Annotated in this window: 18 protein-coding genes; 13 read left to right on the forward strand and 5 right to left on the reverse strand. The window is 70.7% G+C overall.

The features are described 5' to 3' along the window. The first annotated feature begins 46 nt into the window (after positions 1-46). From VGW35_23555 to VGW35_23570, 4 genes are all read left to right on the forward strand, one after another. A complete protein-coding gene (locus VGW35_23555; GenBank protein ID HEV8310650.1) occupies positions 47-901 on the forward strand; it encodes an amidohydrolase family protein in 855 nt (284 codons plus the stop codon). A gap of 108 nt (positions 902-1,009) precedes the next feature. Next, complete coding sequence (locus VGW35_23560; GenBank protein ID HEV8310651.1) at positions 1,010-2,734, forward strand: iron ABC transporter permease; 1,725 nt, start codon at positions 1,010-1,012, stop codon at positions 2,732-2,734. Between the two features lie 119 nt (positions 2,735-2,853). Then, positions 2,854-3,936: an ABC transporter ATP-binding protein gene (locus VGW35_23565; GenBank protein HEV8310652.1), complete on the forward strand. Its 1,083-nt coding sequence runs from the start codon at positions 2,854-2,856 to the stop codon at positions 3,934-3,936. 70 nt (positions 3,937-4,006) lie between these two features. Next, positions 4,007-5,026, forward strand: a complete 1,020-nt coding sequence (locus VGW35_23570; GenBank protein ID HEV8310653.1) for an extracellular solute-binding protein — start codon at positions 4,007-4,009, stop codon at positions 5,024-5,026. 7 nt (positions 5,027-5,033) lie between these two features. Here the strand turns inward: VGW35_23570 and VGW35_23575 are convergent, their stop codons facing one another. Genes VGW35_23575 through VGW35_23585 form a run of 3 tightly spaced genes read right to left on the reverse strand, consistent with a single transcriptional unit; the run spans position 5,034 to position 7,470 of the window. Next, entirely contained in the window at positions 5,034-6,149 is a 1,116-nt protein-coding gene (locus VGW35_23575) for an amino acid ABC transporter substrate-binding protein (protein ID HEV8310654.1), read from the reverse strand. Beyond that, positions 6,128-6,499 carry a DUF971 domain-containing protein gene (locus VGW35_23580; GenBank protein ID HEV8310655.1) on the reverse strand — a complete coding sequence of 124 codons (372 nt, stop codon included), beginning with the start codon at positions 6,497-6,499 and terminating at the stop codon, positions 6,128-6,130. Before VGW35_23580 ends, VGW35_23575 begins: the two co-directional genes overlap by 22 nt. A 32-nt stretch (positions 6,500-6,531) precedes the next feature. After that, the gene (locus VGW35_23585) at positions 6,532-7,470 is read right to left on the reverse strand and encodes a dihydrodipicolinate synthase family protein (GenBank protein HEV8310656.1); all 939 of its coding nucleotides are present in this window, start codon (positions 7,468-7,470) and stop codon (positions 6,532-6,534) included. Positions 7,471-7,588: 118 nt separating this feature from the next. Between VGW35_23585 and VGW35_23590 the strand changes: the two genes are divergently transcribed. The 6 genes from VGW35_23590 (at position 7,589) to VGW35_23615 (ending at position 15,154) form a co-directional block, all read left to right on the forward strand. After that, a complete protein-coding gene (locus VGW35_23590; GenBank protein ID HEV8310657.1) occupies positions 7,589-9,670 on the forward strand; it encodes an ABC transporter substrate-binding protein in 2,082 nt (693 codons plus the stop codon). 82 nt (positions 9,671-9,752) lie between these two features. Further along, the gene (locus tag VGW35_23595; protein HEV8310658.1) at positions 9,753-10,745 is read left to right on the forward strand and encodes an ABC transporter permease; all 993 of its coding nucleotides are present in this window, start codon (positions 9,753-9,755) and stop codon (positions 10,743-10,745) included. Next, positions 10,742-11,893 (forward strand): ABC transporter permease, encoded by a 1,152-nt coding sequence (locus VGW35_23600; protein HEV8310659.1) that lies wholly within the window; start codon positions 10,742-10,744, stop codon positions 11,891-11,893. The genes VGW35_23595 and VGW35_23600 overlap by 4 nt, the downstream gene beginning before the upstream one ends. A gap of 150 nt (positions 11,894-12,043) precedes the next feature. After that, the gene (locus VGW35_23605; GenBank protein HEV8310660.1) at positions 12,044-13,063 is read left to right on the forward strand and encodes an ABC transporter ATP-binding protein; all 1,020 of its coding nucleotides are present in this window, start codon (positions 12,044-12,046) and stop codon (positions 13,061-13,063) included. An 11-nt stretch (positions 13,064-13,074) separates the two neighbouring features. Continuing rightward, positions 13,075-14,100: a dipeptide ABC transporter ATP-binding protein gene (locus VGW35_23610; protein ID HEV8310661.1), complete on the forward strand. Its 1,026-nt coding sequence runs from the start codon at positions 13,075-13,077 to the stop codon at positions 14,098-14,100. A gap of 25 nt (positions 14,101-14,125) precedes the next feature. Then, the gene (locus VGW35_23615; GenBank protein HEV8310662.1) at positions 14,126-15,154 is read left to right on the forward strand and encodes a C-terminal binding protein; all 1,029 of its coding nucleotides are present in this window, start codon (positions 14,126-14,128) and stop codon (positions 15,152-15,154) included. A 16-nt stretch (positions 15,155-15,170) separates the two neighbouring features. Here VGW35_23615 and VGW35_23620 read toward each other — a convergent pair whose 3' ends face one another. Further along, positions 15,171-16,565, reverse strand: a complete 1,395-nt coding sequence (locus VGW35_23620) for an extracellular solute-binding protein (GenBank protein HEV8310663.1) — start codon at positions 16,563-16,565, stop codon at positions 15,171-15,173. A gap of 97 nt (positions 16,566-16,662) precedes the next feature. Here VGW35_23620 and VGW35_23625 point away from each other — a divergent pair, with 97 nt between their 5' ends. Next, positions 16,663-18,018: a BamA/TamA family outer membrane protein gene (locus VGW35_23625; GenBank protein HEV8310664.1), complete on the forward strand. Its 1,356-nt coding sequence runs from the start codon at positions 16,663-16,665 to the stop codon at positions 18,016-18,018. Positions 18,019-18,033: 15 nt separating this feature from the next. On the opposite strand, the gene VGW35_23630 is transcribed toward VGW35_23625, so the two are convergent. Further along, on the reverse strand, positions 18,034-18,285 hold the full coding sequence (locus VGW35_23630; GenBank protein HEV8310665.1) for a hypothetical protein: 252 nt from the start codon (positions 18,283-18,285) through the stop codon (positions 18,034-18,036). 82 nt (positions 18,286-18,367) lie between these two features. On the opposite strand from VGW35_23630, the gene VGW35_23635 reads away from it, so the two are divergent. Both VGW35_23635 and VGW35_23640 read left to right on the forward strand, forming a co-directional pair. Continuing rightward, the gene (locus VGW35_23635) at positions 18,368-18,991 is read left to right on the forward strand and encodes an RraA family protein (GenBank protein HEV8310666.1); all 624 of its coding nucleotides are present in this window, start codon (positions 18,368-18,370) and stop codon (positions 18,989-18,991) included. A gap of 13 nt (positions 18,992-19,004) precedes the next feature. Further along, on the forward strand, positions 19,005-19,808 hold the full coding sequence (locus tag VGW35_23640) for an exodeoxyribonuclease III (protein HEV8310667.1): 804 nt from the start codon (positions 19,005-19,007) through the stop codon (positions 19,806-19,808). Positions 19,809-20,053 lie beyond the last annotated feature (245 nt).

The raw sequence follows: 20,053 nt of genomic DNA on the forward strand, positions 1-20,053 counted from the left end.
AGGTTAGAGGCGGCTTCCCAGAGAGCCAGCGGTCCGTCGGCGCGCCGTGATCGTCGACTGCCACGCGCACCTCTTGCCGCCCGAGCGGATGGCGAAGCTGATCCGGTGGACGCGCCGGTTCAGCCCGGTGCATCCGATCCCGGAGACCGTGACCGTGGAGACCCTCGTCGCGGAGTACGCGCGGGAAGGCGTCGGCCAGGTCTGGAACTTCGCCCACGCGATCTTCCCCCAGGAGACGGACCCGCTCAACGACTGGAACGCGGCCCTGGCCGCGCGCCACCCGCAGATCCTGGCGTTCGGCACCTGTCACCCGAGGGCGCCGGAGCCGCTCGCCGTCGTCGACCGCTGCCTGGCGGGCCACGGGTTCGTCGGGATGAAGTTCCACCCCTTCGTGCAGCGCTTCACGCCCTGGGAGGCCGGGCTCTTCCCGATCTACGAGCGGATCGCCCGCTACGGCCGGATCGTCGTCTTCCACACGGGCTTCGAGGAGTTCTACGGAGGCGCGCTCCCGATCGCCGGCTTCGAGGCGATCCTGGCCGCGTTTCCGGAGCTCCCGGTGGTCTTCGCGCACGCCAACTACCCGCGGATCGGCGAGGCCTTCGAGCTGGTGGCGCGGCACCCGAATCTCTACCTCGACACCGTCCACGCCTTCGCGCCGGTCGCCCAGACGTGGGACCGGCGCGACGGGGCATCCACGTGGGCCGAGCTTCGGCGGGGCATCGAGGCGTTTCCCGACCGCGTCATGTTCGGGACCGATCATCCGTCGGGGACGGGGACGCTCGCCGAGATGTACCGTGACCTCCACGCCTTCGGACTGGCCCCCGGCGTCGAGGCGCGGCTGCTCGGCGACACCGCGCGGGGCCTGGTGGAGCGGACGCGAGCCCGCGGGTCGGCGAGGTGAGGGGCCGCGAGCCAATGGCCCTGGCGCACCACTGCTTGATGAGTGCGGTGGGGGGTCTGGGGGTGGAGCGCCGCCGCTCCTCCCCAGGATGAGCTGAGGGCCGGAGGCGTGGCCCGCGCCCTGCCGGCGGCGACCGCGGCGCCTCTCGGGTGGCGAGCGACGCTCGGCCTCGAGCACCTCGCGATGGGGGGCGCCGTGCTCGCCCTCGCCGTGCTCGTGGTGCTCCCGCTCCTCTCGCTCGTGGGAGGGAGCCTCACCGCCGAGGGGCGCCTCACGCTCGAGCACTTCCGGAGCGCCTTCGGGCAACGGCTCTACGTCCAGGCCAGCCTGAACTCACTCGTCCTCGGCGTGGCGACGGCGGTGCTGAGCATCCTGATCGGCTTCCCGATGGCCTGGGCGGTGAGCCGGACGGACCTCCCGGCGAAGGCCTTCGTGCACCTGACCGCCACCCTCGCCTACCTCACGCCCCCGTTCCTGACCGCGATCGCCTTCGTCAACCTCGCCAGCCCCAACGCCGGGCTCTGGAACCGCCTCGTCCGCGACACCCTCGGCTGGTCCGGCCTCACCGTCGACATCTTCACCATGCCCGGGCTGATCGGGGTGACGGCGCTCCACACGTTCCCCTTCGTCTACTTCCTGGCCGCCAGCGCGCTCACGTCCGTCGACGCCTCGGTCGAGGACGCGGCGCGGATCCTCGGCGCCGGCCGGTGGCGGATCGCCATCCGGATCACGGCCCCGCTGGTGGCGCCGGCCGTGCTCTCGGGGGCGCTGCTGGCGTTCGTGAACGCCATCGCGCTCTTCGGCTCCCAGGCGATCCTGGGACTGCCGGGACGCGTCTTCACGCTGCCGACCCGGATCTACACGCTCTTCGACTACCCGCCGCAGTACGGACTGGCCTCCGCCCTCTCGCTCGTCTTCGTCGCCCTGACCGTCCTCGCCCTCGCCCTCCAGCGAGCCTACCTGGCCAAGCGCTCGTACGTCACGCTCGGCGGCAAGGGGATGCGGCGGGAGCCCGTCGCGCTCGGCCGCGCCCGCTGGGGCGTGCTCGCCTTCTGCGTGGCCGTCTTCCTGGTCGCGATCGTAGCCCCCTACGCGACACTGGTGGCGGTCTCATTCAGCCGATCCTGGGGGCTCCAGTTCTGGCAGAACCTGACGCTGGCCCATTACCGCTTCGTCCTCTTCGAGTACGACGTGACGCGGCGGGCGATCCTGAACAGCCTGATCCTGGCCACTCTGACCGCCACCACGGCGGTCCTGCTGGGAAGCGTGATCAGCTGGCTCGACCTCCGCACGCGCATCGTGGGCCGCCGGTGGCTCGACTATGCGTCACTGGTGCCGCTCGGCTTGCCCGGTATCGTGATGGCGGTGGCGCTGATCCAGTTCTGGCTCCGGGTGCCGGTGCCGCTCTACGGCACCCTCGCGATCCTGCTCCTCGCCTACACGGCGCGCTTCATCCCGCTCGGCGTGCGGGCGGCCAACGCCGCCCTCCGCCAGGTGGATCCCTCGCTCGAGGAGACGGCGCGGATCACCGGGGCCGGCTGGCTTCGCACCCTGCGCCGCGTCACGCTGCCCCTCTGTCGGCCGGGTCTGGTGGCCGGGTGGCTGCTCGTCTTCGTCCCCGCCATCCAGGAGCTGAGCGCCTCCATCCTCCTCTTCAGCGCGGAGTCCATCACCCTGGCCGTCGCGGTGTACAACCTCTACGAGACGGGGTACCTGGAACCGGTGGCGGCGCTCGCCATCGTGAACATGGTCATCATCGCGGTGGCGCTGGCGCTGGCCCGCCGCCTGGGCCGGGGCGCGGCCGGCGGCGAGCGCGTGGCCGTGTCCCAGTGACGGCGGCTTCAGAGTTGATCCGGGGCGTGGCCAGGCGAGGACGACGAGAAGCCGCGGGCTGCTGGTGGGGGGGTTTGGGGGGGCAGCGGCAGCAGGCGCTCCCGCCCCAAGCTTACCTGATGGCGGGCATCGAGATCCGGAGGCTGTCGAAGGGGTACGGCGGCCCGCCGGCCGTCCAGGACCTGAGTCTCGAGATCGGCGACAACCAGTTCGTCACGCTGCTGGGGCCCTCGGGCTGCGGCAAGACGACGACCCTCCGGCTCCTCGCCGGTTTCCTCGCCCCCGACGCCGGCGAGATCCGCGTCGGCGGGCGGCTCCTCTCGTCGGCTGCCGGGGTGATCCCGCCCGAAAAGCGCGGCATGGGGATGGTGTTCCAGAACTATGCCGTCTGGCCGCACATCAGCGTCTACGACAACGTCGCGTTCGGCCTCGAGGTGCGCAAGGTCCCCCGGGCGGAGGCGCGGCGGCGGGTCGGGGCGGTGCTGGAGCTGGTCAACCTGGCGGGGCTCGAGGCCCGGTATCCGGGCCAGCTCAGCGGCGGGCAGCAGCAGCGGGTGGCGCTGGCCCGCAGCCTCGTCGTCGAGCCGAGCATCCTGCTCCTGGATGAGCCGCTCAGTAACCTCGACGCCAAGCTCCGCGAGCGCATGCGCTGGGAGCTCAAGGAGCTCCAGCGCCGGACCGCCATCACCTTCGTGTACGTGACACACGACCAGTCGGAGGCGCTGGCGCTGTCCGATCGGATCGCGGTCATGTACCAGGGCCGGCTCCTGCAGTACGGCACCCCGCGGGAGGTCTACGCCCAGCCGGCCGATCGGACCGTCGCCGACTTCATGGGGCTCGTCAACCTCGTCCCGGGTCGCGTCGTCGCGGTGGGCGATGAGAGTGCCGTGGCCCTCGGCGGTCCTCACCCGGTGCGCCTGGCGATTCCTCCGGGCCTCCGGGACGGACAGGCCGTTCAGGTGGCGATCCGCCCCGAGAACGTCCGGCTGGCGGCGGACCCGCCGCCCGGGCCCGGCCCCGGCGAGGCCCTGCTCCCGGGCCGGGTGGTCGCCGCCACCTTCCTGGGGAACCTGACCGACTATCACGTCGCGCTCGACGACGGCCCGCGCCTCCGCGTCCAGGCCCATCCGCTCGAGCGCTTCGAGGTCGGCCAGCGGGTCACCCTCCGGCTCGACACCTCCCAGTGCGCCGTGTTCCAATGAGCCGGCGGTGCTCGAGGCGTTCTTCGGCCAACCCGACCCGGTCTACCGCGGGTAAGCTCGGGAGGCGCCCATGGTCTGGATCCGCGCGCTGACGCTCGCCGCCGTCCTCGGGACGGCTCTGTCACCGCTCTTCGCCCAGCCGGGCGCCGGGCCCGATCCGGTCGACCTGGCTGCCGCCAAGCGCGAGGCCACCGTCACCTGGTACACGTCCACGCCCGTCGAGACCGCCCAGAAGATCGCCAAGCTGTTCGAGGCGGAGACCGGCGTCCGCGTGCAGCTCTTCCGCTCGGGGGGCTCCGCCATCCTCCGCCGGTTCCTCCAGGAGGTGGACGCCGGGAAGCTCGCCGCCGACGTCGTCACCATCTCCGACCCGGCGGCGGCCGGCATGCTGATCAAGCGGGGCCTCCTCACGCCGTTCCGGCCGAAGCACTTCGACAAGATTCCGGCCGAGGTGAAGGATCCCCAGGGCTATCACATCGCCCAGCGGCTGAACCTGGTCGGCATGGCCGCCCGCACCGACCGGGGCCTCGAGCTGCCGAAGAACTGGACGGACCTGACCGAGCCTCGCTACCGGGACAAGCTGGTCATGTCGGACCCCTCGTTCACGGCGCTCCAGCTCATGACGGTGGGGACGCTGTCGCGGAAGTACGGGTGGGGCTACTACGAGAGGCTGCGGGCCAACAACGTCATGATCGTCCAGGGACACCAGCAGGTCTCGGAGACCCTCAAGCGCGGGGAGCGGCTCGTCGCCGCCGAGGGGCTCGACTCCTACACCTGGAAGGAGCGCGAGGCCGGGCACAAGATGCAGACCCTGTTCCCGACCGACGGGGCCTTCGCGATCCCGGCCCCCACCTTCGTGATCAAGGGCGCGCCGCACCCCCACGCGGCGAAGGCCCTGGCCGAGTTCATGATCGGCGACACCGTCCAGGGGCTCTTCCCCGGCGAGGGGATCTACGCCGCGCGGTCGGACATCCCCCCGCCGCCCGGCAACCCGCGGCTGGCCGAGATCAAGCTCCTGCCCGTCGACTACGACGCCATCGAGAAAGAGGCGGCGGCCCTCAAGAAGCGCTTCAACGAGATCTTCCAGTAGCGGGTCCTCACCCGGACAGGCGCACCTTCCGGCTGGCCTGCCACTGGATCAGGTGGACCCGGTGGCCGACCTGCCGGCCGGTCGCGGGCTCCAGGCGGAAGCCCCCGTAGAAGGTCGTGGTCTCGAGCGCGTGGGCGGCGCGGAGGAGCGCCGCATCGTCCAGGCTCCCGGCCCGGCGCACGCACTCGACGAGGATCACGCCGAGGGCGAAGGCCTGGGCCGCTGGATAATCCGGGCGCCGCCCGAACGTTGCCTCGAAGGCCGCGCAGAACCAGGCGGCGTCCGGGCCGGAGCGGGGCGTCGGCTCGAGACCGGGCTCCCACTGGCTCGGCCCGATCACGCCTTCCGCGAGCTGGCCGAGCTCGGCGTGAAAGGCGTCGAGTCCGGCGGCGACGACGGCGAGACGGGTCGTGGGGGGCAGCCGCCCGCGGTGCCTCACCAGCTCGATGTCGTCTCGGAAGCTCCCGACGCCCACCAGCAGGTCCGGCCCGAAGGCGGCCGTCTCTGCGAGGAGCGAGTCCACGTCGCGAAGCGGTGAAGCGAACGGAGTCCGGCGGATCGCGTCAAAGCCGGCGGCCCGCGCTCCATCGGCCGCTCCCTCGGCCACGTGTCCGGCGAAGTCTCCCCGCTCCGCACAGAGGATGCTGAGCCGGCGTGCCTCGGGGTCGTGACGCCGGACCCAGGCAGGCAGGGCGCGCAGATAGTCGCTGGCCGGGCTCGGCATGCTCACCAGCCGGCGTCCGCCCGGCTGGAAGATCGCGTCCGAGGCGCCGCCGTGGTTCCAGAGCACCTTGCCGCGGGCCTCGACCAGCGGCGCCACCGCTTCCGTGAGCCCGCTCGAGTAGGGGCCCACGAGGAAATCCACGCGGTCGTAGGTCAGCAGATGGCGGACCGTCTCCTCCGCGCGCGCGGCCCGGCTCTCGTCATCGAGGCAGTGGAGCCGGAGCGGCCGGCGCGGGCCCTCGGGGCCGAGCGACAGCCCGCCGGCCCCCGCCACCCAGTCGGCCCAGAGCCGGAGGCCCCGAAAGGCCTGCTCGCCCTGGAGCTGGAACCGCCCGCTGAGGGAGAGGGAGACCCCGGCGACCAGCTCGCGCGGGAAGCTCAGCCGGCGTCCCGGCGGCACGCGTCACACGGACACTCGACCCTGAGCCGGGTGAAGGGATAGATCCCCGTGGAGTGGCGGTCGCTCCACACGACCTTGATCGCATACCGCCCCACGAGCGAGATGTCGAGGGCACGAATGTCGGCCGGAATGGTGGCCGGCTGTATCATCCGCTCGCCGGTCAGCTCGTTGACGCAGGCGGCGCAGGGACACCGCTCCCGCAGGGTCTTGTTCGGATAGACGGTCAGGTGCCCGTCGGCCCAGGTGATGTGGATCTCGCGATCCGCGACCCGACGGATCTCGACGGGACTCGTCGCCTCGGGGCCCGGGCCCGGCCCGTCGGGCGCCCGACTACTTGAGCGTGGCCCCATGGAAAGCGCGTGAAGTAGGCAAGGCCCCGAGGTCAGCTCACGTGGGCCGTCGCCGGGCGGGTGCCGGACTCGCCATAGGGACGCACGAGCGGCGCCAGCGCGCGCCGCTGGGCCTCGTCGGCGGCGGCCAGCGGCGCGGCGGGCAGGCCGTTGCCGATGCCGAGGAGCGCGCACGCCGCCTTGAGCGCCGCCAGCCAGGGCCCCTGCCGGTAGACCGCCACGAGCTCGGCGATCTCGGCCTGGAGGCTCCGGCAGGCGACGGCATCGCCGCGCGCGGCGGCCGCCCGCAGCGCGACGAACAGCGCCGGCGCGACGTTGGCGAGCCCCGGCACGAGGCCGTCGGCCCCCTGAAGGAGACTGGCCGCCGCCAGCGACTCGTTGCCCTGGAGGACGCGGAAGTCCGACCGCGCGCGCTTGACGGCCAGGAGCACGAGGAAGGTCTCGAAGTCGCCGGCCGAGTCCTTGATCCCGAGCACGCGCGGCTCCCGAGCCAGGGCCGCCACGGTGTCCGGCGCCAGCGTGTGGTGCGTCGACTGCGGGATGTTGTAGAGCAGCGCCGGCAGCGAGGTCGCGGCCATGACGGCCTCGACGTGACGCCGCTGGGTCGCGGCGTCCACCGGGAAGTAGTAGGGCGAGCCCAGCACGATGGCATCGGCCCCCTCGCCGGCGGCCTGCCGGGCGGCCTCGGCGGCCGGCCCCGTGGCGGGAAGCATGACGCCGACCAGGACCGGCACCCGGCCGGCCGCCGCCCGGTGAGCGGCCCGGACCACGGCGCCGCGCTGGGCCGTCGTGAGCCATGCCCCTTCCCCGCAGCCGCCGAGGACGAAGAGGCCGCTGGCGCCGCCGGCCAGCACATGCTGGACGAGGCGGCCCATCGCGGCGGCGTCGGGGTCGCCGGAGGCGGCCAGGGGGGAGATGAGCGGCGGGATCACCCCGCTCAGGGCGGTATCCCAGGACCAGAGCGGACCCATGACGCATTCCACGATAGGATCCGACAACCGCGTTGACAAGCCCCTCGCCCGCGACTAGACTCCGCGAGTCGGCCTCGGCACCCCGCCGAGAAGGCCGTGACAGCATGAGGAGGGCCCCATGTCGGCAAAACGGAAGGGCGTGACCAGGCGTGACTTTCTTCGCGACGCGGCGCTGGCGACGGGGGTGGCCGCCCTCGCCGGCTCCTCGTCGCTGGCCTTTGCCCAGGCTGCCGGCAAGGGGCCCGAGCCGAAGCTCGGCGGGCAACTCATCGGCAAGCTGGAGGGGCCCGAGCTGATCCTGGACCCGGCCAAGTGGCCGAAAAAGTTCAGCGAGGCGCCGATGCTGGCCGAGCTGGTCAAGGCGGGCAAGCTGCCGCCCGTCGACCAGCGCGTGCCGGCCGAGCCGCTCGTCATCAAGCCCGTCCACTCGATCGGCCGATACGGCGGGACGTGGCGGCGGGGCTTCACCGGGCCCGGCGACAGCGAGAACGGCAACCGCATCGTCTCCGCGGACAAGCTCCTGTTCTGGGAGTACACGGGCACGAAGGTCATGCCGTCCGTCGCGCGGCAGTGGCTTCTGGCTGACGACGGGAAATCGGTGACCCTGTACCTCCGCAAGGGGCACAAGTGGTCGGACGGCAAGCCGTTCACCGCGGACGACTTCGTGTTCTGGTACGAGGACGTCTACCTCAACAAGGAGCTCGTCCCCACGCCGCACCCGGATTTCATGATCAACGGCAAGTCCGGGGTCATCAAGAAGGTCGACGGGACGACCGTCCTGTTCGAGTTCCCGGAGCCGAACTACCTGTTCCTCGACATCCTGGCCGGGAGCACGGCCATGGGCGGGGGCCAGGCGCTCTGGCAGATGGACGGCCGCACCATGGGCGCCTACATGCCCGCCCACTACATCAAGCAGTTCCACCCGAAGTACTCGTCCAAGGACGAGGTCGACCGGAAGGCCAAGGCGGCCGGCTTCGACGGCTGGATCGCCTACATCAAGAACCGGTGGGACTGGCGCCTCAACCCCGAGCTGCCGGTCCTGACTCCCTGGAAGACGGTGACCCCCATCAACAACCCCACCTGGGCGATGGAGCGGAACCCGTACTTCTACGAGGTGGATACGGCGGGGAACCAGCTCCCGTACATCGACCGGCTCCAGATGACCCTGGCCGAGAACCTCGAGGTGCTGAATCTCCGGGCCATCGGCGGCCAGTACGACCTCCAGGAACGCCACACCGCGATGACGAAGCTCCCGGTGTTCCTCGAGAACCGGGACAAGATCGGGTACGACGTCCGGCTCGACCCCGCCCTGAACGGCTCCGACGCCACCCTCCAGACGAACCAGGCCTACGACGCGGATCCCGAGGTCGCCAAGTGGCTCCACACCGCCGATTTCCGGCGGGCGCTCTCGATGGGGATCGACCGGGACCAGCTCAACGAGACGTTCTGGCTCGGGATCGGAGTGCCCGGCTCCACCGCCCCCAGCGAGACCACGCCGTACAACCCGGGGCCGGAGTGGCGGAAGAAGTGGTCGACCCTCGACGTCAAGCAGGCCAACGCGCTCCTCGACAAGGTCGGTCTCTCGAAGAAGGACGGGGAGGGCTATCGCCTGCGGGCCGATGGCAAGGGCCGGCTCCGGATCGAGCTCTTGACCTCGGCCGGAGCCTTCATCCCCCACGCCCAGATCGCCGAGATGATCAAGGAGCAGTGGAAGAAGATCGGGATCCAGGCCGACGTCAAGGAAGTCGAGCGGAGTCTCTACTTCACCCGCATCCGGGGCAACGAGCACCAGATCGCCATCTGGGCGAACGATGGCACCGAGCTCCTCTACCTGTTCCCCCGACACGGCCTGCCGGTAGACCCTGCCGAGGCTCACCTCGGGCACCCCATCGCCGCCTGGTACGCCTCGGGCGGCAAGCAGGGAAAGAAGCCGGAAGATCCCCAGCTCCTCAAGGCCCTCGAGCTGTTCCGCACGGCGAACGGACAGAAGCTGCCCGAACGTATCAAGATCGCCCAGGAGATCTTCAAGATCATGGTCGACGGGCAATACTCCATCGGGACGGTCGGCCAGTCGCCGGCGACGATGGGCGTCCGGATCGTGAGTCGGAAGATGGGGAACATCCCGTCGAGGCAGATCAACGCCCAGCACTGCCGGACGCCGGGGACGTCCCAGCCGTCGACCTTCTATTTCAAGGCGTAGTGGGTCCTCGACTCTCTCCTTCACCCTCCACCCTCTCCCCCGCTTGGGGGGAGAGGGCAGGGTGAGGGGCGGCTAGCCTCAGATGCTCGCCTACCTCGTCGGCCGGCTGATCCTCGCCATCCTGACCATCTGGGCGATTTCCGTCCTCTCGTTCGTCATCATCCAGCTGCCGCCGGGCGACTACATCACGTCGTACATCGCCCAGATGTCCGCCTCGGGCGGATTCGTCTCGGAGCAGGAGGTGGAGGCCCTCCGCCGGGAGTATGGCCTCGACCAGCCCATGTGGATCCAGTACCTCCGGTGGATGAAGCTCGTGATGCAGGGCCGGTTCGGCATGGCGCTGGAGTGGAAGCGCCCCGTGTCGGAGGTCATCGGGGACCGGCTCTGGCTCACGATGGTCGTCTCGGTGGCGGCGATCATCCTCACCTGGGCGCTGGCGCTCCCGATCGGCATCTACTCCGCCGTCCGGCAGTACTCCGCCGGCGACTACGCGGCGACCCTGGTGGGGTTCATCGGGCTGGCCATTCCGAGCTTCATGCTGGCCCTGGTCCTCATGTACCTGGGCTTCACCCTGTTCGGGGCCAACATCGGAGGCCTCTTCTCCGACGAGTTCGTCGAGGCGCCCTGGAGCCTGGCCAAGGCCTGGGACCTCGCCAAGCACCTTCCACTGCCCGCGCTCATCCTGGGTCTGGCCGGGACCGCCCAGCTCATCCGCATCATGCGGGCCAACCTGCTCGACGAGCTCCGGAAGCCCTACGTCGTCACCGCCCGGGCCCGGGGGCTCGCCGAGCACCGGGTGATCCTCAAGTACCCGGTGCGGGTGGCCCTCAACCCGTTCGCCAGCACGGTCGGGTACCTCCTGCCGTACGTGGTGTCGGGCAGCATCATCGTGTCGCTCGTGCTGAGCCTGCCGACGGTGGGGCCGCTCCTCCTCAAGGCCCTGGTCGCCCAGGACATGTTCCTGGCCGGGACCATCGTGCTGCTGCTGGGGGTCATGACGGTCATCGGGACCTTCGTCTCGGACCTCCTGCTCATGTGGATCGACCCCCGGATCCGGTTCGAGAGCAGAAAGTGAGAGCGGCGCTCGCGGTCGACGAAGCGGACCTGAAAGCCCCCGGTGTCGCCCGCGTCGCCGAGGAGCGCATCGCGGTCGCCACCCAGTGGCAGCTCATGTGGTGGCGCTTCCGGCGGCACCGCCTGGCCATGGCCGGCACCGTGGTCGTCGTGCTGGCCTACCTGGTCGTGGTGTTCGCGGACTTCCTGGCCTACTCGAACCCGCTGGCGTCCGAGGCCCAGCGCTCCCTGCTGCCGCCTCAGGGCATTCGATGGTTCGACGACGGCCGCTTCCATCCGCACGTCCACGGGCTCACGGGCCGGCGCGATCCCGCCACGCTCAAGCGCGTGTACACGCCGGACCCCACGCAGAAGATCCCGGTGCGCCTGCTCGTCCACGGCTTCGAGTACCGGCTGTTCGGCCTGATCCCGACCGACCGGCACCTCCTGGGGGTCGAAGGCGCGGACGCGGAGGCGACGCTCTTCCTCCTGGGCACCGACGACCAGGGGCGCGACCTGTGGTCCCGCCTCATGTATGCAACCCGGGCGTCGCTGACCATCGGGCTCGCCGGCGTGGCGCTGAGCCTCGTGCTGGGCGTCCTCCTGGGCGGCATCTCGGGCCTGTACGGTGGGGCGATCGACACGCTGATCCAGCGCGCCATCGAGATCCTCCGGTCGATCCCCACCATCCCGCTCTGGATGGGGCTGGCGGCCGCCTTGCCCAACGACTGGTCCGTCGTGCAGATCTACTTCGCGATCACCGTCATCATCTCGCTGGTCGGGTGGACGGAGCTGGCGCGGGTGGTCCGCGGCCGGTTCCTCTCCCTCCGGGAAGAGGACTTCGTGATGGCCGCCGAGCTGGCCGGGAGCAGCCGGGCCCGGATCATCGTGAGCCATCTGATCCCGTCGTTCCTGAGTCACATCATCGCGGCGACCACGCTGGCCATTCCGGCCATGATCATCAGCGAGACGTCGCTGTCCTTCCTCGGTCTCGGCCTCCGCCCGCCGGCCATCAGCTGGGGCGTGCTCCTCCAGCAGGCCCAGAACATCCAGTCGCTGGCCATCTCGCCCTGGCTCCTGCTGCCGGCCGTGCCCGTCACCATCGTGATCCTGGCCTTCAACTTCATGGGAGACGGCCTGCGCGACGCGGCCGACCCGTATGGCCAGTAATTTCGGAGGGGGGCCTGGCTCCCCTCCGATGCCTCCCCCCGGGTGGCGCCGGCAACGCCGGCGCTCGGAGCGCCTCGTCCGGGGTCGTGAGGTCGTGCTTCGCGTGGCCGTGGCGCGTGGGCTCGACGGGATTCGGAAGCGGAGCTAGGCGTGGGGGGGGTCCAGCCGATCCTCGAGGTGCGGGATCTGAGCACCTACTTCTTCCAGGACGAGGGGACGGTCAAGGCGGTCGACGGCGTCAGCTTCGACGTCCAGCCGGGCCGGACGCTCGGGATCGTCGGGGAATCGGGGTGCGGCAAGAGCGTGACCGCCCGCTCCATCCTCAGGATCGTGGAGCGGCCGGGCCGGATCGTGCGGGGCTCGATCCGGCTGCGGCGGCCGTCGCCGGCCGGGCCGGGGCGCCCTATGCCGGAGATCGACCTCGTCGCGCTCGACCCGAAGGGCGCCGAGATGCGCCACATCCGCGGCGGAGACATCGCGCTCATCTTCCAGGAACCGATGACCTCGTTCAGTCCCGTCCACACGATCGGAAACCAGATGACCGAAACGATCCGCCTCCACCAGGGCGCCGGCAAGGCCGAGGCGCGGGAGAAGGCGATCGAGACGCTGCGCCTGGTGGGCGTCCCCAGGCCGGAGCGGCGCGTCGATGAGTACGCCTTCCAGCTCAGCGGCGGGCTCCGGCAGCGGGCCATGATCGCACTGGCCCTGTCCTGCGGCCCCCGGATCCTCATCGCCGACGAGCCGACGACGGCCCTGGACGTCACCACCCAGGCCCAGATCCTGGACCTGCTGCGCTCCCTCCAGGCCAAGGAGAACATGGCCATCATCCTCATCACGCACAACCTCGGCGTGGTGGCCGAGATGTGCGACGAAGTCGCCGTGATGTACCTCGGGCGCATCGCGGAGGCCGGGCCGGTCGACGCCATCTTCCACGCCCCGCGGCACCCCTACACGCGGGCGCTCCTCCGCTCCATTCCCAGCATTCAGGCCCCGGTGCGCACGCGATTGCCGACCATCGCCGGGTCGATCCCGCACCCCTACAACCGTCCCGCCGGGTGCCCGTTCCACCCGCGCTGCCCCGACTTCATGCCAGGGACCTGTGACCGCGGGGAGCCGAGCTTGCGTCGCCTGGCCGCCGAGCAGGACGTGAGCTGCTTCCTCTATCCCTGATCGGGCACGGCATGGTGACCGGAGCGAACGGGACACGCCTGCTGGACGTCAAGAGCCTGCGGAAGTTCTTCCCGATCCAGCGTGGCCTCCTGCGTCGCGTGGTGGGGCAGGTCCGCGCCGTGGACGACGTGAGCTTCCACGTGGAGAAGGGCGAGACGCTGTCGCTGGTAGGGGAATCGGGCTGCGGGAAGACCACGACGGCGCGCTGCATCCTGCGGGCGCTGACTCCCACGGCGGGCGAGATCCGGTTCCGGACCGACGACGGCGCCGTGCTCGACGTCGCCACTCTGCCGAAGAGTCGGCTCCGCCCGCTGCGGCGCCAGATGCAGATGATCTTCCAGGATCCCTACTCCTCGCTGAATCCCCGGCGAACGTTGGCGGACATCGTGGCCGAGCCGCTGGTGGCCAATCGGATCGGCACCCGGCGGGAGCGGGGCGAGCGGGTCGCCGAGCTGCTGCGGCTGGTCGGGCTCCGGCCCGAGTACATGAGCCGGTACCCCCACGCCTTCAGCGGCGGCCAGCGCCAGCGGGTCGGCATCGCCCGCGCGCTCGCGCTGAGCCCGAGCCTCGTCGTCGCCGACGAGCCGGTCTCGGCCCTCGATGTGTCGGTGCAGGCCCAGATCCTCAACCTGATGCTGGATCTCCAGGGCCAGCTCGGGCTGACCTACCTCTTCGTGGCCCACGACCTTTCGGTGGTCAAGCACGTGAGCGATCGAGTGGCCGTGATGTACGTGGGGCAGATCGTCGAGGTCGCCGATACGGAGACCCTCTTCGTGACCCCCCGGCATCCCTACACGGAGGCCTTGCTGTCGGCGGTGCCGAAGCCGGATCCGCGGCTTCGCAGCCAGCGCATCGTCCTCGAAGGGGAGGTGGCGGATCCCGCCCATCCCCCCGCGGGGTGCTATTTCCACCCGCGCTGCCGCTTCGCCACCGACGTGTGCCGCACGCTGGCGCCGGGACTCCGGGAGATCGCGCCCGGGCACCTCGTGCGCTGCCACCGGGCGGAGGAGATCGTCCTGAAGGGCGTCGCCGACTAGCCGGGTCGCCCGGGAGGAGTCGAACATGGCCGACACGCCCCACAAGGTCGCCATCATCGGGCCGCTCCTCGACGATCCGGCCGGCCCCGAGTGGGCCGCGCTCGCCCGAGCCGGCGCCACCGTCATCCCGGCCAGAGGCGGAAGCGAGGACGAGGTCATCGGCTCCTGTGCCGACGCCGACGTGGTGATGTGCCTGTCGGGAGCGCCGTTCACCGAGCGCGTGTTCGCGAGCCTGCCGCGGCTCCTGTTCCTTCAGCAATGCAGCGTCGGCTTCGACCGGATCGACCTCGATGCGGCGACCCGCCACGGCGTCATGGTGGCGAACAGCCCGCTCTTCTGCATCGAGGAGGTGTCGGATCACGCCGCCATGCTGATCCTGGCCTGTGCCCGCAAGCTCCCGCAGCAGCTGCACGCGGCGACCCGCCACGGGTGGAACCGCCTGGCCGCGCTGGACGACGCGGGTCCGATCCACCGGCTGCGGGGGAAGACGCTCGGCTTCGTCGCCTTCGGCCGGATCGCGCGGCTCGCGGCCGAGAAGCTCGCCGGCTTCGGCCTCACGTACCTGGCTTACGACCCCCTGCTCGGGCCCGGCGACGTTGACCGGTGGAAGGTCGAGCTCGTCACGCTGGACGAGCTCTGTCGCCGGTCCGACGTCGTCTCCATGCACGCCCCGCTGAATCCGGTGACGCGCCACATGCTCGGCGAGGCCCAGTTCCGGGCGATGAAGCCCACCGCCTACTTCGTCAACACCTCCCGCGGCGCCACCGTGGACCAGGCGGCGCTCATCCGGGCGCTACAGGAGGGCTGGATCGCCGGCGCGGGGCTGGACGTGCTCGAGAAGGAGCCGCCGGACCCCCAGGATCCGATCCTCGCGCTTCCGAACGTCCTCCTCACGCCTCACACCGCCGGCTACAGCCTCGACGCCATGGCCGACAACCGGCGTCAGACCGTGGCCCAGGTGATCCGCGTGCTCGCCCGCGACTGGCCGACGGTGCTCCTCAATCCCGACGTGAAGCCCCGGGCGCGCTTCCGCCCGGCATCCGGTCAGCGGTAGGCGCTTCGTCCCCCGGTCAGCGGGCCCGAGGCCCCGTCAGCCGAGGCGGAGGCTCGGGCTCGGCGGTCCGCCATGCCCGGTAGATCTCCTCCACGCGCTGGTGCGCCTCCTTGAGAGCCGTCTCCGGGGAGAGCCCGCCGATCACCGCGCGGGCCGCCATGTCGGTGAGCACGTTCTGGCTCTGGACGTCCACCGCGGCCGGCGTCATGGGCCCCGGATAGCCGGGGTGGACGCCGCGGAGGGAGTTCTGAAGGATGGCCTCCGCGTTCGCGTCTTCCTTCCAGTAGGGGTCGCGGGCCCGCGCCGTGTACACGGGGCCGGCCACGCCGATCGAGGCCCGGACGTACTCGGCGAAGCGCTTCTCGTCCTCCACCCAGCGGATCATGTCCTCGGCCAGCTGGAAGCCGGGGCCCCTGGCGAAGACGCCCCAGCTGTAGAGGTTGCTCGCCAGGAAGCTCCCGGCCGGGCCACCAGGGGTCGGCACGAGGAGGGTCCTCGACGCCAGGAGCCTCTGGACCAGGGCATAGTAGAGGCTCGGGCCGTTGTTGGTGGTCACGAGCTTCCCGGCCAGGTAGGCCTCGTTATTCGACACGTCGGTCCAGTCCATGACGCCCGGGGGCTGGATCTTGTGCTTCAGGATGCTGTCGACCGCGAACTGGAGGGCCTTGAGGTTCGCCTCGCGGTTCGAGGTGGCGAGGGCGGGCTTCCCGTCATTGTCCCAGACGCCCCCACCATAGTCCCAGAGGAGGCTCTGCATGAAGCCCTCGCCGTCGTCGCAGCGGTTCAGGGTCTGCCCGAAGCCCCAGAGATCCTTGACCGGGTTCTGGGTCTTCCGGGCGAACGCGATCACGTCAGGATCGTAGAGCTTCGGGGGCGTCAGGCCCTTGTCCTCCATGACGTCCTTGCGGATGTAGAAGGCGTTGATCATCGTGTAGCGCGGCACGGCCAGGACCGTCCCATCCACCTTGGTGGTCCCGGCGGCGCCCGGGAGCAGCCCGCCCCGGGCTGCCGCCAGCTCGGTGGCGAGCTTGCTGACGTCCTGCAGCAGCGCCTTGTAGCGTATGGGTCCGAAGGCATTCATCTCGGTCACATGCGGCAGACCGGTTTCGACGCCCGCCCTGAGTCGTTGGTCACGCTCGCCGAACGTGGCCCAATCGATCGCCGGGGTGAGCTTGCGTTCCTTGGCCCAGGCCTCGATCTGTTTGGCCAGGACGTCGTTGACGCCCGGGACGAAGCTCCGGAAGAGCCAGGCGAAGAACGGCGGGCGCGTCTGAGCCCCCGCCATCCGCCGGAGCACGCTCGGGCCGGCCACGGCGCCGCCGGTCAGGATGGCAGCCCGGCGCAGAAATTCCCGCCGGGCGATGAGCCCCGCATCGAGCTGCTCCGCCAGGTGCCGGAGCCGACGATCCATCCAAGCCCCCTTTGCCTGCAGGAAACGCCGGTCGATCCAGCCTAGCCCGCCGAGTGGATGGGGTCAAGACACGGCGCAGTTCTGTTAAGCTGTTCCCGTGCTCGCGACCCCGCGCCGTACGCTCGCCGCGTCGATGGTGGCGCTGGCGCTGATCCTGCCCAACGTCATTCGCCCACCCGGGGCCCGCGCGCAAGCGCCCCCGCACGACCCGCTCCAGGGGATGGACCCGAGCGGCCGCATCCCCAAGGTGCCCTTCCCGTCCGACCTGCCGGAGCCGACGCGGTGGCGCTACATTCCGGAAGGACGCATCAAGCCCGGCAACATCTTCGAGCGCTTCCTGGTGACGACCTTCATCGCGCCCCAGTTCTTCTTCGAGGAGGACGTGGGCCTGGGCGGGGGGATCGCGCTCACCGACATCGACTTCCGCAACGAGCGCCGGCGCGAGTTCCTCGGGGCCTTCTTCACCTACACGACCGAAGGCCAGCAGAAGTATCGGCTGATCTGGCGCCGCTATCTGTACCATCAGGATTTGCCGAGCGGCGGCGTGATCGTGGAAGAGCGGAGCGCCCTCGGCCTGGCCGGGGGCTACGAGAAGACGCTCACCCGGCGCTTCTTCGGCCTGGGGCCCAGGACGCGAGAGAGTGACGAGACGAGCTACATCGACGAGGTCGTGGATCTCGGCCTCCGCGGCGACCTGGCCCTGCCGCGGCCCGGCAGCGACTGGATCGCCACCCTGGGCCTTCGGGGCGCCCACCACAACCTCGCGGCCGGCCGGGTGTCCGGCCGGCCGACCACCGACCAGGTCTTCCCGGATCTATTCGCGGCCGGCGACGGCCGCGACAGCCTCACCCTCACGACCGGCTTTCGCTACGATACCCGCGACAGCCAGCACCAGCCCTACGGGGGGTGGCGCCTGGGCGTGTCCGCCGATACCTCGGTGTGGCAGGACCCGGGCACCGCGGGGACCGTCTTCACGGCCTATTCCGACGTGGCCATTCCGGTGCCCCCGCTCTTCCACCGGGGGGGCGACGTGCGGGAAGAGAACCCCCCGACCGACACGGTGGCCCTGGGGGTCGCCGTCGACACCACCGCCGGTGATCTGCCCTTTTATGCCCTGCCGAGCCTGGGCGGCACCCACACGCTTCGCGGCTACATCGCCAACCGCTTCACCGGCAACTCGGCGTGGCACGCGGTCGCCGAGTACCGCTTGTGGGTGATCCCGCGCGGCGTCGCGTTCACGCCCACCCTTCGCATCGAGCGCCTGGGCTTCGCCCTGTTCGCCGAGGCCGGGACCGTCGCGGATAGCCTGGGCAAGCTTCCGGACGCCGCCGTCCACACGAGCTACGGGATCGGCTTCCGGATGGCGCTCGAGCGCACCGCGCTGTTCCGCGTGGACCTGGGGTTCTCGCCGGAGGGCACGAACCTCACCCTGGGCTTCGGCCTGAGCTTCTGACGCTTCGTGAAGGAATCAGGCCTCGGGACTCCGCTCCACCACGAGGGAGACCTCGTCCTCGAGCGACCGGCCGCGGTTCCCCGGTCGCACGCGCCACCCCGGGTGCTGCCGGATCACCTGCACCGCGGCCTGCACGAGCTTCGGCACGATCTCGGCGTGGAATTCCCGAACCCAGAGGTAGCCATCCCGCTCGCCCGCATAGTCCTCGGGAAACTCGCAGCGGAGATCCAGCCGTAGGATGAAGTCCCGCTCCTCGACGTAGCGCATGCGCACTCCTGACCGACTTGATTCGAAGAGGTGAAATATTGTACCCCTGCCAGAGCAGGCCCGAAGCCTCAGAGGAGGGGATATGTCGATCCACGCCGCCTTCGCCAAGCTCTCGCCGACGACGCTGGCCGACGTCCTGACGCGTGACCGGGTCATGGACATCGGCATCCGGCCGCTCTGGTCCGGGATGCCGCGGGTGGCCGGCCCGGCCTACCCGGTCCGCTGCCCGCCGGGGGACAACCTGATGCTTCACGCGGCCATCTATCGCGCCGAGCCCGGGGCCGTCATCGTGGTCGAGGCGGGCGACACCGACTACGCGGTGGCCGGCGGCAACGTCTGCCTGGTCGCCCAGAAGCGGGGGATCGCCGGCTTCGTCGTCGACGGGGCGATCCGGGACCTCGCCGAGGCGCGTGAGAACCGGTTCCCGGTGTTCGCCCGCGGGGTGATCCCGATTCCCGGCGCCAAGGACGCCGTCGGGGTCCTCGACGGACCCGTTCGATGCGGCGGCGTCGAGGTCTGCCCGGGCGATGTCGTGGTGGCGGACGAGGAGGGCATCGTGGTGGTGCCGGCCGGGCGGGCCGCGGCCGTGCTGAAGGCCGCCGAGGCGCGGGCGGCCAAGGAGGCCGGCGAGACCCTGGAGAGCTGGGAGGCCGCCCATCGGGCCCGGATCGAGGAAATCCTGAAGGCGAAAGGGATCGGCGGTTGACCGGAGGCGCGCGGTGAAGGTCGCCACGTGGAACGTCAACGGTATCCGGGCCCGCGAGACGCAAGTCCGCGAGTGGCTCGAGCGTGAGCGCCCGGACGTCGTGTGCCTGCAGGAGATCAAGGCGGCCACGGCCCAGGTGCCGGCGAGCCTCTGCGAGCTGTCGGGGTACTGGTGCTACTGGCACGCGGCGACCAGCTACTCGGGCGTCGGGCTCCACATCCGCCAGGAGGCGTTCGCCGACAAGCCGGTCTTCGGCCATCCCGGTTTCGACTACGAGAACCGGATCGTGACCGCCCAGCTCGGCGGCCTCACCGTCGCCTCGATCTACGTGCCGAACGGAGGCAAGGACTTCCCGGCCAAGATGCGCTTCCTCGACGCGATGGATGCCTACGTGGCCGAGGCCCAGGCCGGCGGGATCGAGCTCGTCCTGTGCGGCGACCTGAACGTTGCGCGGACGGACATGGACGTCCATCCCAAGGAGCGGAAGCCCGGCATCATCGGCCAGCGGCCGGAGGAGCGCGAGCTGATCGAGCGCATCCTCGCCCGGGGCCTGGTGGACGTCGGGCGCGCCCTCGATCCGGACAACGACCGGCTCTTCACCTGGTGGGCCCCGTGGCGCAATCTCCGCCAGCGCAACATCGGGTGGCGGCTCGACTACGTCCTGGCCAGCGAGCCCCTCGCCCGGCGGGCCGCCCGCTGTACGGTGCTGGCCGACATCGGCACCAGCGACCACGCTCCGGTGATCGCCACCTTCGAAGAGCCGGTCGGCTCGCGCTCGCCGGACCCGGCGTCGGGCGGACCAATCAGCGGCCGATGACGTCAATCACCGAGTGCGCCGGGTAGCGTCCGAGCGGCGGCTTTGCCGCCGCAACCCCTTGGGGATGGGTCTGGGAGGGGGCCGTCGAGGCCCCCTCCCATGGGCTAGCGGTGCACGCGGTAAAGCCGCGCCGCGCCCCGGGCGACGACCAGGGTGACGTCGGCGCGGCGATCGAGATCGGTGGCGGTGAACTCCGGGCGGCTCCGGTTGGTCGGGCGGGTGCCCACGAAGATGTAATCCGGTCG

The organism is Candidatus Methylomirabilota bacterium (genome assembly GCA_036005065.1).
Classification (GTDB): Bacteria; Methylomirabilota; Methylomirabilia; order Rokubacteriales; family DASRDR01; genus DASYQW01.

What these genes read in the sequence shown, in the direction of transcription:
- VGW35_23565 (HEV8310652.1), top strand. Translation starts at nt 2,854, where the DNA reads ATGGCGGGCATCGAGATCCGGAGGCTGTCGAAGGGGTACGGCGGCCCG.
- VGW35_23570 (HEV8310653.1), top strand. Translation starts at nt 4,007, where the DNA reads ATGGTCTGGATCCGCGCGCTGACGCTCGCCGCCGTCCTCGGGACGGCT.
- VGW35_23580 (HEV8310655.1), bottom strand. Translation starts at nt 6,499, where the DNA reads ATGGGGCCACGCTCAAGTAGTCGGGCGCCCGACGGGCCGGGCCCGGGC.
- VGW35_23585 (HEV8310656.1), bottom strand. Translation starts at nt 7,470, where the DNA reads ATGGGTCCGCTCTGGTCCTGGGATACCGCCCTGAGCGGGGTGATCCCG.
- VGW35_23590 (HEV8310657.1), top strand. Translation starts at nt 7,589, where the DNA reads ATGTCGGCAAAACGGAAGGGCGTGACCAGGCGTGACTTTCTTCGCGAC.
- VGW35_23595 (HEV8310658.1), top strand. Translation starts at nt 9,753, where the DNA reads ATGCTCGCCTACCTCGTCGGCCGGCTGATCCTCGCCATCCTGACCATC.
- VGW35_23610 (HEV8310661.1), top strand. Translation starts at nt 13,075, where the DNA reads ATGGTGACCGGAGCGAACGGGACACGCCTGCTGGACGTCAAGAGCCTG.
- VGW35_23615 (HEV8310662.1), top strand. Translation starts at nt 14,126, where the DNA reads ATGGCCGACACGCCCCACAAGGTCGCCATCATCGGGCCGCTCCTCGAC.
- VGW35_23620 (HEV8310663.1), bottom strand. Translation starts at nt 16,565, where the DNA reads ATGGATCGTCGGCTCCGGCACCTGGCGGAGCAGCTCGATGCGGGGCTC.
- VGW35_23630 (HEV8310665.1), bottom strand. Translation starts at nt 18,285, where the DNA reads ATGCGCTACGTCGAGGAGCGGGACTTCATCCTACGGCTGGATCTCCGC.
- VGW35_23635 (HEV8310666.1), top strand. Translation starts at nt 18,368, where the DNA reads ATGTCGATCCACGCCGCCTTCGCCAAGCTCTCGCCGACGACGCTGGCC.